General features: G+C 52.0%; 12 protein-coding genes, 1 tRNA gene and 1 pseudogene. 10 read left to right on the top strand and 4 right to left on the bottom strand.

Features of this window, described 5'->3' with window-relative positions; translation table 11 throughout:
- Nucleotides 1-377: 377 nt before the first annotated feature.
- The 3 genes and pseudogenes from NATOC_RS23280 (at nucleotide 378) to NATOC_RS23285 (ending at nucleotide 1,947) form a co-directional block, all read left to right on the top strand.
- A complete protein-coding gene (locus NATOC_RS23280) occupies nucleotides 378-869 on the top strand; it encodes a tyrosine-type recombinase/integrase (RefSeq protein ID WP_049888719.1) in 492 nt (163 codons plus the stop codon).
- A gap of 424 nt (nucleotides 870-1,293) precedes the next feature.
- Entirely contained in the window at nucleotides 1,294-1,650 is a 357-nt protein-coding gene (locus NATOC_RS09520; protein WP_049888720.1) for an SHOCT domain-containing protein, read from the top strand.
- An 88-nt stretch (nucleotides 1,651-1,738) separates the two neighbouring features.
- Nucleotides 1,739-1,947: pseudogene (locus tag NATOC_RS23285) on the top strand (hypothetical protein).
- Nucleotides 1,948-2,054: 107 nt separating this feature from the next.
- On the opposite strand, the gene NATOC_RS09525 reads toward NATOC_RS23285, so the two are convergent.
- Nucleotides 2,055-4,355 carry a heavy metal translocating P-type ATPase gene (locus tag NATOC_RS09525; protein WP_015321222.1) on the bottom strand — a complete coding sequence of 767 codons (2,301 nt, stop codon included), beginning with the start codon at nucleotides 4,353-4,355 and terminating at the stop codon, nucleotides 2,055-2,057.
- Nucleotides 4,356-4,758: 403 nt separating this feature from the next.
- Between NATOC_RS09525 and NATOC_RS09530 the strand changes: the two genes are divergently transcribed.
- Nucleotides 4,759-5,400, top strand: coding sequence for a DUF305 domain-containing protein (locus NATOC_RS09530; protein ID WP_015321223.1), 642 nt, complete (start codon nucleotides 4,759-4,761; stop codon nucleotides 5,398-5,400).
- A gap of 125 nt (nucleotides 5,401-5,525) precedes the next feature.
- On the opposite strand, the gene NATOC_RS22625 is transcribed toward NATOC_RS09530, so the two are convergent.
- Nucleotides 5,526-6,080, bottom strand: coding sequence for a winged helix-turn-helix domain-containing protein (locus NATOC_RS22625; protein ID WP_015321224.1), 555 nt, complete (start codon nucleotides 6,078-6,080; stop codon nucleotides 5,526-5,528).
- On the bottom strand, nucleotides 6,077-6,385 hold the full coding sequence (locus NATOC_RS09540; protein WP_015321225.1) for a hypothetical protein: 309 nt from the start codon (nucleotides 6,383-6,385) through the stop codon (nucleotides 6,077-6,079). The genes NATOC_RS22625 and NATOC_RS09540 overlap by 4 nt, the downstream gene beginning before the upstream one ends.
- Nucleotides 6,386-6,625: 240 nt before the next feature.
- Between NATOC_RS09540 and NATOC_RS09545 the strand changes: the two genes are divergently transcribed.
- The 3 genes from NATOC_RS09545 to NATOC_RS21825 all read left to right on the top strand — a co-directional run bounded on the left by NATOC_RS09545 (nucleotide 6,626) and on the right by NATOC_RS21825 (nucleotide 9,382).
- Complete coding sequence (locus NATOC_RS09545) at nucleotides 6,626-6,892, top strand: hypothetical protein (RefSeq protein WP_015321226.1); 267 nt, start codon at nucleotides 6,626-6,628, stop codon at nucleotides 6,890-6,892.
- A 655-nt stretch (nucleotides 6,893-7,547) separates the two neighbouring features.
- The gene (locus NATOC_RS09550; protein WP_015321227.1) at nucleotides 7,548-8,645 is read left to right on the top strand and encodes a type I restriction enzyme HsdR N-terminal domain-containing protein; all 1,098 of its coding nucleotides are present in this window, start codon (nucleotides 7,548-7,550) and stop codon (nucleotides 8,643-8,645) included.
- 89 nt (nucleotides 8,646-8,734) lie between these two features.
- A complete protein-coding gene (locus tag NATOC_RS21825; protein ID WP_015321228.1) occupies nucleotides 8,735-9,382 on the top strand; it encodes a hypothetical protein in 648 nt (215 codons plus the stop codon).
- Nucleotides 9,383-9,432: 50 nt separating this feature from the next.
- On the opposite strand, the gene NATOC_RS21100 is transcribed toward NATOC_RS21825, so the two are convergent.
- On the bottom strand, nucleotides 9,433-10,572 hold the full coding sequence (locus NATOC_RS21100; protein ID WP_015321229.1) for a DUF4238 domain-containing protein: 1,140 nt from the start codon (nucleotides 10,570-10,572) through the stop codon (nucleotides 9,433-9,435).
- A gap of 891 nt (nucleotides 10,573-11,463) precedes the next feature.
- Here NATOC_RS21100 and NATOC_RS09555 point away from each other — a divergent pair.
- From NATOC_RS09555 to NATOC_RS09565, 3 genes are all read left to right on the top strand, one after another.
- A tRNA-Met gene (locus tag NATOC_RS09555) sits at nucleotides 11,464-11,543 on the top strand.
- A 127-nt stretch (nucleotides 11,544-11,670) separates the two neighbouring features.
- A complete protein-coding gene (locus tag NATOC_RS09560; protein WP_015321230.1) occupies nucleotides 11,671-12,708 on the top strand; it encodes a hypothetical protein in 1,038 nt (345 codons plus the stop codon).
- A gap of 33 nt (nucleotides 12,709-12,741) precedes the next feature.
- Nucleotides 12,742-13,509: a hypothetical protein gene (locus NATOC_RS09565; protein WP_015321231.1), complete on the top strand. Its 768-nt coding sequence runs from the start codon at nucleotides 12,742-12,744 to the stop codon at nucleotides 13,507-13,509.
- Nucleotides 13,510-13,529 lie beyond the last annotated feature (20 nt).

The raw sequence follows: 13,529 nt of genomic DNA on the forward strand, positions 1-13,529 counted from the left end.
CATACCATATTTCTGGTGGGCGCTGGGGTTCTGGCCGACTAGCTATGTTTCTAAGAAGTAGTTCTTGGTGGTAGAAAGAAAGAGAACAGATCGCATAGAGTACTTTGAAAATAGCCCGACTGCCGTCTCATTTGCGGCTATGAGGGTGCAGAACAGACCCATCTGAGTGAACCAGCGGCCGAGTATGCCGATGATGGACTGGGAGGTTTTCTGGATCTCCACGCAATAATAGAATGTCTTGATGAGAGGACAGTTATGGGTGATCTGAGTGACTTCTTCCAGCCCATTCCCTCGGGAACTCGGTGGTAGCCATGCCGGTTTCTTCGAGTCAGTAGTTCTGGTTTCGACCGCTGTTGCGGTACGTGGGATGGGCCACCATGTCGGCTGGCCTTCTGTATGGAACACAGCCACGCGTACCGCTGGAGCAGGACGATCTGATGCTCAATAAGGGGTTTATCCGGTTCCGAAACCGGAAGGGAAGTACAACTACTGTTTTTCCGATTGATGAAGAGACGCGGGAGGCGCTTGAGCGATATATGTTCGTCCGGAATGACGGAGAAAACGACTCGGTATTTACGAGTATTCGGGGTGGACAACTTAGCCGAGAGTTGGTCCGACGTAGCGTTCGAGATGCAGCCGTGGATGCGGGTGTGATGTCCGAGGATGAAAACCGGTTTGAAAAGAAGTTCACGCCTCACACGTATCGGACCGTGTTTACGACTGAGATGCGGAATGCAGGGATGCCAGATCACATCCTACGGTATCTTCGGGGAGACAGCGACAGTGAGGCGATGGACGTCTATACGCGGGTGGATCGCGAAACAGCACGAAGAGCGTATCTCGACTGCATCAAGCCGCTTCATCTATAATATAAATCACCAACCTGTTGCATCATTTAATTAGTGCTATATTTCGGAGGTCAGCACTGTCTAGTTGACTTGCTTGAGAAGTGGGCAGGTCGCGAAGCTAAGTTGAATCAGTGTTCGTAGACTTGCTCAGCGAGAGTGATGTGTCAAATTTAAAGTTTATCGAGGAAATGAGCGGATGATGAGTTCTCGAGAGTTATGTTCTTGTGCATCCCCCTGCAGAACCAGATAGTGACTCTTTGAATACGGATTTTCACTCAACAACGAAATCGTGGCCTGGTTTGATGCATAATATTCACAAACGTATGTTGTTGCACCACCAATACAAACAATCTCTTTTCAAAAGTGTAAAATCCTCTTGGTCTGTATTTCTCATCATGTGGAATTCAGGAGTAGATAGAATGCTTTGACTGGCGTAGCTCCGGGTATGTCAACCGACGATTCTCTAGTTCGGACAGTTTTGATCCTCATCGCCGTGATCCTGTTGCTGCCGCTTTTTGTAATGATCCTGGCGATGCCAGTAATGGGTTTGTGGGGCTGGGGTCACATGTGGGATAGCGGTATGTGGAACGGAACCGGGGCGGCATGGATGTGGCTTCTCATGTCGATCATTCCAATAGCTATTGTTCTTGTAGTTGGGTACTTATTGTACCGTCTGATTCGACATCTTGCTACTCGACAGTCTGACCCAGCGCTCGAGGAATTGCGGACTGCCTATGCTCAAGGTGAAATTTCAGATGAAGAATTTGAAGAGCGTCGGAACCGTCTCGAACGTAAGGAATAGCCTGTCTCAAGTGCGGAATCAGCGTGTTCCTGTTTGAGTCTGGATATCAAACTCAAATAGTATCATCGTGCTTCTTGTTTGCTTTCCTCTGTCATCAACGGCAGATGAAGTTCATGTGTGGCTCGTCGATCGCAGCTACAATAATCGAGACCTCATCATTCTCCAGTATGCTATTCTCGAGGGACACAAGCCTATCGGAAAGAACTTGCTTCACAAGCGCTGAGAACGGTAACTGCTGCCAAAGACATGCCTCCAAATAATCTCGGAACCGTTGATGAGTCAGACCTTCGGGAATAGTACGCTGTCGAAGCCGTGCGAATGGCTGAGGAACACAGTCCCGATGAGTCGGTTTGATTGCCGCGCTTGACGGGTTATGGGACTGCAAAATAAGAAAGAAAAGTCAGCTACAGTTCGAGGTTCCGCAGACGGGCCGAGTTCGTAATTACTGAGAGACTCGACGTGAACATCGCAACAACGGCGATTACCGGATGAAGCAATCCAAAGAAGGCAACCGGAATTGCCACTGTGTTGTAGATAAACGCCCAGAAGAGGTTTTGTTTGATTTTTGAGAAGATCTTCTCCGAGAGGGTAAACGAGTTCACGAGTGCATCGAGCGACCCTCGAACGAGGCTGACGTCGCTGGACTGGATCGCGATATCGGTCCCGGTCCCGATGGCGACGCCGACGTTCGCCTGCTTCAGCGCCGGGGCGTCGTTGATGCCGTCGCCGACCATCGCAACCTCGTACCCTGCGTCCTGTAGCTCGCGGACTTTGTCGATCTTGTCCTCCGGGAGGACGCCGGCCATGACGCGATCGGGATCGATGTTGACCTCGTCGGCGATCGCGCGGGCCGTCCGCTCGTTGTCGCCGGTGATCATCCACGTCTCGAGCCCGCGGTCGTGGAGTTCCCGGATCGCGTCGTATGATTCTTCCTTGATCGTATCGGCCGTACTGACGACGCCGACGACCTCGTCCTCGACCCCGACGAGCACGGTCGTCTTGCCCTCCTCCTCGAGGGCGTTCAGCTCCGCCTCGAAGGCGAGCGGGATGCCGACCTCCTCAAAGAACGTCGTATTCCCGACGTAGACGGTTTGTCCGTCGATCGTCGCCGTAATCCCTTTTCCGGGGACGCTATCGAACTCGTCCGGTTCGGCCAGTTCGACATCCCGTTCCTCAGCGTAGTCGATAACCGCCTGTCCGATGGGGTGTTCGCTTCCCCGCTCGGCGGAGGCTGCGAGCCTCACGACGTCTCGCTCGTCGAATTCGGTCGCCGACTCATCAGCCACGGTGCTCCCTCCATCGCTGCGTGGCTGCCGGCTAGATTCCGTGACGACATCCGTAACGGAGTGGTTGCCCTCCGTGATCGTTCCCGTTTTGTCGAGCACCACGACATCCAGGTCTTTCATCGTCTGGATGGCCTCTCCATCGCGGAAGAGGATGCCGTTCTCCGCGGCTTTCCCGGTCCCGGCCATGAGGGCCGTCGGCGTCGCCAGTCCGAGCGCGCACGGACAGGAGATCACCAGGACCGCGACGGCCGCGAAGATTCCCAGCGTCAGGGGGTCCAGTGCGAGATCGACCCAGGGGAGCGACGCCTCGCCGAGACCTGCGACGACCGCCATTCCGTCGGGAAACAGGACCCACAGCACGAACGAGAGCGAGGCGAGGACCAGGACGGTCGGCACGAAGTAGTTGGTCACTCGATCCGTAAGCGCCTGAATCGGAACCTTCGTCCCCTGCGCTTCCTCGACCAGGTCGACGACCTGCGAGAGGAAGGTGTCGTCGCCGACCTTCTCCGCACGAACCTTGAGTAGCCCCGCCTGATTCACGGTCGCTCCGATCACCTCGTCACCCGCTTCCTTCGTGGCGGGATCGGACTCGCCCGTCACCATCGACTCGTCGACGTTGCTCCGTCCGTCGATGACCGTTCCGTCGACGGGAACCTTCTCGCCGGGGCGAACGATCATCACATCGCCGACTTCGACCTCGTCGATGGGGATCTCCACCTCTTCGCCGTCCCGTTCGACTGCCGCCGTTTCAGCCTGCATCGAGACCAGTCCCTCGATCGCTGCGCTCGCTCGGCCCTTCGCTCGGTGCTCGAGGTAGGTCCCCACCTTGTGCGAGGCCATGATCATCGCACCGACGCCGGCGTAGTTCTCCATCGGCATCGCGAAGACCATGACGCCGGTCGCCCACGCGACGAGGGTCCCGATCGAAATCAGCGAGTCCATGTTGAACGTCCCGTTTCGAATCCCCCTGTACGCGGATTCGTGGGTCGTCCGACCGTAGTAGAAGACGACGATCGTGGCAAAGACCAACATCGCAACGTCGATCTGGAAGCCGGTCAAGACCTCCAGCGGCGTCCACATGAAGACCATCAGGAGAACGATCGGCGACGTGACGATCCACGCTCGGATCGCTCTCCGGCGCATGTCCCGCAGCTCCGCCTCGTCTTCCATCTCCTGTTCGTCCTCGAGCAGCTCGTCGCGGACTCCGTAGCCGGCAGCGTCGACGGCGGCAACGAGCGCGTCGACATCGACGTCCGGATCGTGGTGGACGTTCGCTCGTTCGGTTGCGAAGTTTACGGACGCGTCAGCAACCCCCTCGACATCTTGCAGGCTCTCTTCGATGGTCGAGGCGCACGTCGTACACGACATCCCCGAAAGGGAGAGATCGGTACGTTCGAGATTCGATTGGTCGGTTTGCATGGGCTGTCCACCTCGTGCTAAACTACGAGATCCATTTTTAAGCGACTTGTCGTTAACAGTATTCGACTCTCGACGGGGGTCGATCTTCGAATCCAAAGAAAGCGCTCGAGGCCGATTCGCTTCCTACCGTAGTCGTTCGTATCGCCGTCCCTTCCGGGCGGGCGCGAGAGGAGGGGACCACCTCAAAAGCGCCTCGAACGAGAATATCTGAATGCGGTGGGATCGATCGTCTGTGGGGACTCTCGCCGGAACTCACTAGTTGTTCGGGCGTAGTTCGCACTCGAAACCCCCACCTCACTAGTTACTCGCGAGCGCCTCTACCGGCCGAAAACAGCTACTTACGATTTCGGAACTGGAACGATATTCACCATTGAAGCGGGACGTATCCGTGGATCCGCTTACAATGCGACGAGTAACACGACGCCGTATCCTGTACGCCACGGGAGCGACGGGCGCAATCGGTCTGACAGGCTTCGCGACCGCCAGCGAAGACGATGAAACCGATCACGGAGAGCACCACGACGACGACCACGATCACGACGAAGAACACGGAGAACACATCAACTTCGACGAAGACTCCGAGTTCAACGAAGCGGACGTGATGTTCATGCAGGGGATGATCCCCCACCACGAACAGGCGATCGAAATGGCCGAGCTCATTCCCGGCCGGTCGGACAGCCGAGAGCTGTGCGAACTCGGTCCGGAGATCATCGATGTCCAGCAAGCGGAGATCGAACAGCTACACGAGTGGCTGAGCGAAGCCGGAGTCGACGATCCCGAAGAGCACGAGATGGATCACGAGGAGATGGACGGCATGCTAACCGAGGAGGACTTCCAGGAGCTCCGCGAATCCGAGGGACGGGAGTTCGACTGCCTGTTCGCGGAACACATGATCGCTCATCACGAGGGCGCGATCATGATGTCCGAACACGTCCTCGAGGAGGGAGCGTCTGAGCGCGTCGCCGATCTCGCTGACGAAATCATCGACGTTCAGCAAGAAGAGATCGAGATGATGGAGTGCTGGAAAGACCGGTGGAACTGCTAAAACGGTAGGTTCCTTCTCGTCTCTTTGAGCGACCACGGACTTCGAAACGCCATTTTCACAGGTCGTCAAGGCGGCTGCCCCGACTCTTGAGACGGGGGTCGTTGACAAATGGAGTAGGAGGCGGGCTACGAAAGAGTCGGATTGAACTCCCCGGAGAGATACGCTTCACCGTTAGGTGTCATCCGGTATTTTCCTCGGTCGACCTTCTCGACCAGATCGGCCTCTTCGAGCTTTCGGAGGCGTCGATTTACCTCTTCTCGGCTGTGATCGATATTGTACGCGATAATTGCAGGTGTGAGGACCAACTCCGAAGAGTGAAACAAGCTGAGAATTGCATCGTCCATCGGGACCATCCACTCCATACTGGCCCGAATTTGAGAGGGTTCCGCTAGGAGAAGTTCCGTCCACTGATCCCTGCGAAGGTCGTTCTGCACGGGGCTGTAGAGTCCAAACAGGACGAGGCACGCGGCAAGCCCGTGTATCCAGTGCACGAGGTTCGGGTACACTACCTCGGATAGCGGGCCACCGATTATGAACAGGAAAAGACCGCTCATAGTGACAATGAAGAAGGGGTCGTATTCGACGGCATACTGCTCCGCATACAGTAGGTAGAGTAACCCGGAACCGGCGACGATTCCCATCAGGAGGATGTATCCGGTGAAAAAGTCTATCTCGATCATAGCTCTTCGTTCCGGCTCACTCTACTCTGGATGGTATTGTTTTGGAGGATTACTACCCAAATCGTGAGAGCCAAAATCGTATAGATCGCCGCTCGAAAGGCCCGCAACCCCGTCGATTCCGTCCCTACCGTAAGTAGAACCGTGTGATAGATCGTTGCTGCAGACATCACGATCACCAGCAGCCCGATGGTCATCCCAAACGGTGACTCTCGGAAGATTCGCCACGATAACAGTGCGAGCAATCCGGCTCCAGTGCCGGCAATGATAGCGAAAGGAATGCTCAAATAGAACAGCGCGTGGTCCATATCCTCCCTATCGAGGCAGGACCAATAAATTTAGCACACATCCTGGAAATCTGGCCTCCTCGCACCGATCGGGGACCTGCTGTCGCCCGCCGTCGGCGCCGTTCTCATGTCCGTGAGTACGGTTATCGTCACGATCAATGCTCAACTCTCCGCCGGGCAGATCTTACCGTCTGAACGGCTTATGAGAAGATCTCACGAGTACGTAACCTAAACGTACTGTAGGGGTGAGAATACAGACAGATGACATCGAAGTACAAGATCGAACTGCTACCGGATACGGAGACGTGCTACCGATACCTCCAGGTCGGGTTCAGCATCATTATTCTCACGTTCTTGGCCGGGCTTCTGGCGCTCGCGGTTCCGGACTTGCGTCCGACCTACGAGATACTCGTAATGCCCGCGTTGTTCGTTGGACTCGGTCTGCTTCTGTACGGCGTCGGCACACACCTCCACATTATGCACCTGAACGTGCTCGAGATGAGGAACGAAGACGGAAGCCACGAGTGAAGAACGTCGGATCGGGGACTATCTGGTGACGACTCGGGTTTCGTCACGCGTCATCGCTTCCACGTCTCGCGGGTTTCCTCATCTAGACGGACCGTCTCGACCGTTGTGCCACGAACTCGAGTGTCGCCTCTATTATCTCGGCTCGAATCTCAAAACGAGGTCAGTACAGCAGGTAGTATTTTGTGACATCTATATGAAACGTAGCACACTCGGGCGTGGTCACAGCCGATAATCGGCCGATAACGGTTAATCGACCAAAGCCGATCTTAGATCAGTGCCCTATGGTCGCCTAGGGTTCGACCCAGGCACTGATCAACTAAATCCAACCCTACCGGGGAGTAGTTGTTGTATGGATATTTAGAAGCGTACGCCACTGAGGCGAGGTTTCTGGATGTTTTCAACCAATGCCGCAAGATCAAACATTAGAAACGGGGCCTCGGCACTCATACCGTAGAATCAGGCGTCAGAAGTCGTGAGTGTACCGAATAGTTGTAGGTGTGCTTGATCGTCACGTATGTGGCGGATGGTCATAGGTGTGACTGATTAAGTTGCCTCCGTGACAAATGGTTGTAAAGTGTGTTCGCTGGTGGATGACTTGACTTTCTCATTGAGTCATATCATTATTTAGGACGCTCCTGCTTATCCATCTGTAAGAATGGACGAGGCTGATCTCAGGGAATACATCGAGCGGTCCCAGTCACTTCTCGAGGACTCGCCGCAGATGGGAGAGGAGAACACGAAGGTGAAAATCATTCAGCCTCTGATTGAGCTTCTTGGGTGGGAAGTGTACTCGTCTGAAGTTGATCTGGAGTATCCGATGCAGATCGGTCAGGGAAGTGCTCGGGCGGATTACGCGCTTCAAGTAGAAGGTGCCCCGGTCGTGTTCATAGAGGCGAAAGGCAGTGATTCCTCCCTGAGTGATACTGATCGAAGCCAGCTTTCGAGCTACATGCGGCAGAAGGGTGTTGACTGGGGGCTGCTCACTAACGGGAAACGGTTTGAGGTTTTGAAACGCCGGTCTGATAGCGATCGGCCAGAGGAGGTCTCGCTGGGCAAGTTTGATCTCGGTGAGTTGGATGAGAACTGGTCGGTGGTACGTCTCTTGTCGAAGGATCTCGTTCAGTCGGGGGAGGCAGATACGATCGCTCAGCGGATCGAGGCTAGGAAACAGGCGGTACGTGTTCTTCAGGGTGATAAGGAGGCGGTCTCTGAGCAGGTAGCTGAGGTTATCGTTGGTGAGGTCGGGGAAACATTGGCACAGGAGATCGATGCGGAGTCCAAGGAGTTCGTGGATAATCTGATTGACTCATTGGGAACGGATCGTGAAGCCGATGTCCATCTGACAGGGACGGCTACAGAAGAGCCTGTTCCGGAGCCAGAGAATCCCGCGAATGAGTCTGAAGAAGAAGAATACGTTATCACGCTCTATGAAGATAGGAATCTTGTACAGACCTTCACAGGGGAAAGTCAGGCGGATGTTATGGGGGATGTAGTTGATCTTCTCATTCAGGAGTTTGGTTTGCTTGATGAGTTCGAGTCGTTCCCGTATGTTCCTGGAGAGAAGAACGCGATTTTGAATTCGGAGCCGCGGCATCCGTCGGGTGAAGAGATGCGGCTGTATCGGGAACTCTCTGACGGGTACTATCTGTATGTGGCGCTCAATCAGGTTTCGAAGAAGCGGTATGTAGAGCGCTTCTCAGGTTGGTGCGGTCTGGATGTAGAGTTTGAGGGTGAATGGGTAGAGCCGAATTAGGCCACCAAATGGGTGAATATTGGTGAAAGCGCTCGAAGCGATGACCACAGCACAAAAATATATACGTTTCTGAATTTGAGTTTCTAAAAATGGATGTGCCCGAGCTGACTAACAACGCCTACCAATTCATCGATGGTCTGATCGAGATTTACAGAGAAGTGCCAAATGGGAAACACGGCCTTGTCGGTGAATTAGCTAATTTGGAAGGCGCTAAATACGGGGATGCTGGAATCGCGGAAATGCCAGTCAGCCATCCAAACTATGGTGAGCTTGTGACTGATACTTCTGAAGAATATTATCTAAAAGTCCGGTCCGCCGACTCTTGGCCGGACATCACGCAGAAAATGCCGAAAGGCTACAAAAGAGAGGAAAAACATGGCTGTCATTATTTGAACGAGTGCTTTGGTGAGGCACGGGTCTGGTTAGAAGCCAAGGAGCGCGGCAGAGAGCACATGGAGCTGTTCGCACCTGTCGTCGGGTATGATGGCGAGGACTTTCTGTGGACTGTGATGCTGAAATGCCAAAATATGCCATCTCGTAGACCAGGTGCACCGGATCCAGAAGAAACACACGACCCCAAATCACTAGGCTGGAAGCCACATGATACCGAGTCCGGATTATTAGATGGTCGAAAAGTAGCGTATGACTATGGGATGTGGCGAAGAGAACACGATGAGTGGATAGTGGCGGAAGAAGACGTTTTCAAACAGAACCCTGTGTACAGATCAGGATTTTAGAGCTGATTGGGTTGACCGAACAGGCTCTCGAAAAGAACAGGATTGCACTTTCATTCCAGGTCTAAAAAACTTTCAAACGTTCTGATAGCGTAAATTAATCCAAGATCAGGAGCGCCAGCTTCATTGAACATTTTGTTTACCAGATTTTTCTCCTTCTGTGATTGTGATGCAGGCCGTCTCTTGGTATAGGGTAGATGCGTCATAGTGGTGCAGTTAGGAAGATTTGGGGAGAGACTTGGAATTTGATAGGCAGGAGTTATAGGTAGCTCTTTAGCTATACCAGACTCTGTTTCTAAAGATATTGTTCTTTCTTCTCGCTGTCGAACTTCATCCGATCTCTCATACAAACTTCGAATGTAGGACTCATCACTGGAATCAAACATGATGATATCTTCCGCGTTATGGAACTGCAGCAAATTCAGTTGATCAACAACGCTAGGAGACTTGATTAGGATTTGTTTCTTTGAATTGGTGTCAAATCTGTATACTGCTGGATCGTAGAGAAGGAGGGTTCGATATTTATCGATAGGGCAGAATATCTGAAGTCCGCGGTTGGAGAGTCCTGCTACAGTTATCTCATGATTGTGTTTGTACTGTGGAATATCATGTACTGTGGGGGCATCAGATATTATGAAGTCTTGATCAGTCACATTGTATAGCATTACAGGCTTGAGGTCACTGATACTGATGTATCCGAATACCCCTAACGAGATGATGTATTGATGGGTTCCAAGCAGAGAAGCATCAACGAGTGTATCTTCTTTTTCCTCTTCCGTTAAATCTGAAGTCCATTCAATGGAATCATTATATTGATTCGAGTCTAAATCAGCTTTAACTGCCTCACGGAGGAATGGATCTCCACTTCTGATGGTTTCCTTTGTAGCCTTGGTTCTGGATCGCTGTGTAGTGACAAATGAATAAAGCAGTTTTAGGGTTTGACCTGTGAGATCTGTCAGATTATCACCTTCGCGTATACGGTTGATTGGACGGGCCTGGTATCCTTCCAGGCCAGCAAGTTCCGTTTCGACTATAGGCGGATTACCATAGAAGTAGTCTCGAGAACAGACTGCGCTAGTCCCTTCTGAGAATATTCCTTCAGAGTCAAGATGAAATACCTCAAGTTGTTCGTTGGTCGCCCAAGCACGAAGATAGTGTTGAGGTACGTAGTGCTGGTTCTTCCGCGCTGGCATTTTGGTACGCTATATGAATAGTTCCACATCTAAAGGAATTTTCAACTGTGCTTGGTGTCAGATTTGGAGTGACATCTGTTTCTGGACTTGAACAGATGTGCCAGATTCTAGCGGTATGTCTCCAGAGTTTTGACTATATCAGGGTATCGGGAAACCGCTACGGGCGTTTTCCCTCTACGGTAAGGAAGATCGCGGAGTGTTCGTTTGTCGTGTACGCCCGAACTTTCGGATGCTTAGTTATTTAAATGAATCTTACGAAATTATATGTATCGGTTGATAAAAGTGGTAAGACGACGACACGGTGGGAAAATCAAGAATTGGTCTAAAACAGGTAAACAGTCCTGGCAAAACGATAGAACTGGAACGCGAGTTGATTACGGGAGAACGCATGGTGGACACTACCGGATTGACGTGGAGAGGGACACGCTTCAAACAATCGGTACAGCAGACACAAAAGAAGAAGCACGCCGAAAAGCAGTAGATTGGATGCGCCGTAATCCACGAGGGTGAATGTTTTGGCAAGTCCAAAGAACTGATATATGGTGGGAGACACCCGGAAGCTATGGCGAAACCGCAAGGTAAGCGCGAACGTAAATATTCGTCCTGCACCTAAAAACGGGTGGGACGTTTGGACTGTCGTTAGAGGCGAGGAACGAGTCATCGGAGAAAACATGACTTTGCGCGAAGCTAGGAAGAGAGCAGTGGAGTGGATGAGACGCAATCCACGTCCGAGGTAGATCGGTCGAAAGAGTGGATCTCTGACCTTGAGAAGGATATCCCTGGAAAAGCGAATCGTGTTCCTGTAGGTCAGTCAGGTCGGCAGCCTACCCCTGTGTGACGAGCGACTATTCAGATGATGCTGGTTGTAAAGTTCGTTCAGGATTGACAACTGCGGCCGTGGGCGACGCTGGCACACAGCCACCGGGCCTCATATGCGCGGACACCCGATGGTTCGATTCCAACCGGCTGCACTACAGCCTATAACCGCTGGCGACTATATCGCCAAAACCTCTTTTCATATTTTCCCATCCTAGTACGACACTCTAAATGTGATTCCTCCGTCCCAACATTTATGCTATAGTTGCTCCTCTTCCCAGTATGTCAGATGTCACCACTATCGAGGATGATTACGAGTATCCTGGGTGGTTAGTGTTCAACGGTTTGTTCAAGACATCCGTACATAGCGAAGGGAGTGTATCTCCACAGGAGATTGTGGACCGTTTCGATAAATACAGTTCTGGATCGCCAAATGAACCGGATTCCGGCTTTGAGGTGAAGGAACTTCCTGACAAGCTCCAGCAGATGGGTGAGTTATCAGAAGCAACCGAGGAGTTTGCTCAGGGGCTTCATGCACTACGGTATGTGGACGAGGATTGGGTGGAGCAGTGGGGGTATGATGAGGATGGTAAAGAGGAGATGTATTTTCTACCCAACCACGACGAGATACGTATTTATTGGGACTATGTAAACGATGTTGTAGCTTTTAAAGGACAGAAGCAGCTTCTCAAACGAAAGCAAGATGATCTATTAGCAGCATTATCTGGAGATGTAAAACTGGAGGAAGTTAACTTTGACTTTGATTTCTTCCTCTGGATTTTGTATAAACAATACCAGGGGGAGCCTCTCTCGACAGATTTACGCGTCCGTAATATCACTCGTGGATCAACTGCTGCAGAGACGAAAGACAATATGGGTGCAGGAGACGTCAGGGAATCAAATAATGTTCTGCGGTCGGTCCTCATGATTGCGCCTATCCTCTCTGGCAAGAAAATCGACAAAATACAGGGCAACTTTATCATGGGCAATCACCAAGTGAAAGCTCAAATCGAGTTCGGTGGAAAAGTCCATGTGAAGGTTAGCGACAGTCCACTGAGTACTTTGAGCGATCTACGTCGAATGGGTGTCTCACTGCGACTCCTTTCCGAACTGGTAACTCTCTTTGAGGACTGGAAACAACTCGATCCAGAAGAACGGTATCCGCCAGCGTCCTTCTTCGATGATATGACCGACAACGCTGAAGAAGAAGGGTGGATTGCCCGGTTCGATCCGGAAGAGGTAAAGGAACGGTACAAGCGCAAACGCCAAGGAATCGGAGATGATACCTATGAAACAGCAGCCGTAGAAGACGCTTCATAACAACGGGAGATAAAAGACGAACATCAAGACACTATGTCCACAAGCAGGCTGGGTCAAGCCGAGGATCTTGAAAAATACTGGTCCAAACACCTTGGTGACCAGCCTGAGACCAACGTGGAAATCCAGTCAATTGAACGCAAACATATTACCGCGTTCCCAGAAATAGAAGACTATCCGTTCAACGGGCAGCTACGGCTCACAGGCACCTTTTCGTTCGAGATTCCCGGCCGAAAAGGAGACTCGTTTACACAGACCGGCGAATATCAGTACCGGGCTGGCTCTGGCTTGTTCCTGCTCGAAACACCGACCGATCTTGTTGACTCAGATGAAGTCTTTTCCGAGATCAATACGCAGCTTTCATCAACCGCTCGAATAGAGGAGGCACTTTCATTGCCGCGAGATTCATTCTGGCGGTTTATTGAGGCGGCAGACTCTGTTGAGACGCTACGACTCCGTGGACCAGAAGGCACATATGATGCTGTCCAACTCCTGCACCTCCTCCAATATGATGACCCCATTGAGACGCTACGGACAAATCCCGAATTTAGCGATCTCCGGAACATCGAAAACATCGAGAGCGCACTAGCTGCAGTAGATTCTTCATCCGAAATCGAAGGGATTCAAGATCTTGATATCGATATTTACAGTACGTTGATTGACGAGGTGGAAGCGACGTACTGGTTTAGAAGATGGACCGCGAATTTCTGGTACCGGCGCGGAGAACTAAAACTGGATGCCGAGACTGAAGACTCTCGAGAGTACCTTATCCAACTTTTTGAACGAGATGTTTTGAACTCCTGACTGCGAAGATATGTCCTCTA

The organism is Natronococcus occultus SP4, assembly GCF_000328685.1.
Lineage (GTDB): Archaea > Halobacteriota > Halobacteria > Halobacteriales > Natrialbaceae > Natronococcus > Natronococcus occultus.

Coding starts and splice junctions, on each gene's coding strand:
- NATOC_RS23280 (WP_049888719.1), top strand. CDS start 378: ATGTCGGCTGGCCTTCTGTATGGAACACAGCCACGCGTACCGCTGGAG.
- NATOC_RS09520 (WP_049888720.1), top strand. CDS start 1,294: ATGTCAACCGACGATTCTCTAGTTCGGACAGTTTTGATCCTCATCGCC.
- NATOC_RS09525 (WP_015321222.1), bottom strand. CDS start 4,355: ATGCAAACCGACCAATCGAATCTCGAACGTACCGATCTCTCCCTTTCG.
- NATOC_RS09530 (WP_015321223.1), top strand. CDS start 4,759: ATGCGACGAGTAACACGACGCCGTATCCTGTACGCCACGGGAGCGACG.
- NATOC_RS22625 (WP_015321224.1), bottom strand. CDS start 6,080: ATGATCGAGATAGACTTTTTCACCGGATACATCCTCCTGATGGGAATC.
- NATOC_RS09540 (WP_015321225.1), bottom strand. CDS start 6,385: ATGGACCACGCGCTGTTCTATTTGAGCATTCCTTTCGCTATCATTGCC.
- NATOC_RS09545 (WP_015321226.1), top strand. CDS start 6,626: ATGACATCGAAGTACAAGATCGAACTGCTACCGGATACGGAGACGTGC.
- NATOC_RS09550 (WP_015321227.1), top strand. CDS start 7,548: ATGGACGAGGCTGATCTCAGGGAATACATCGAGCGGTCCCAGTCACTT.
- NATOC_RS21825 (WP_015321228.1), top strand. CDS start 8,735: ATGGATGTGCCCGAGCTGACTAACAACGCCTACCAATTCATCGATGGT.
- NATOC_RS21100 (WP_015321229.1), bottom strand. CDS start 10,572: ATGCCAGCGCGGAAGAACCAGCACTACGTACCTCAACACTATCTTCGT.
- NATOC_RS09560 (WP_015321230.1), top strand. CDS start 11,671: ATGTCAGATGTCACCACTATCGAGGATGATTACGAGTATCCTGGGTGG.
- NATOC_RS09565 (WP_015321231.1), top strand. CDS start 12,742: ATGTCCACAAGCAGGCTGGGTCAAGCCGAGGATCTTGAAAAATACTGG.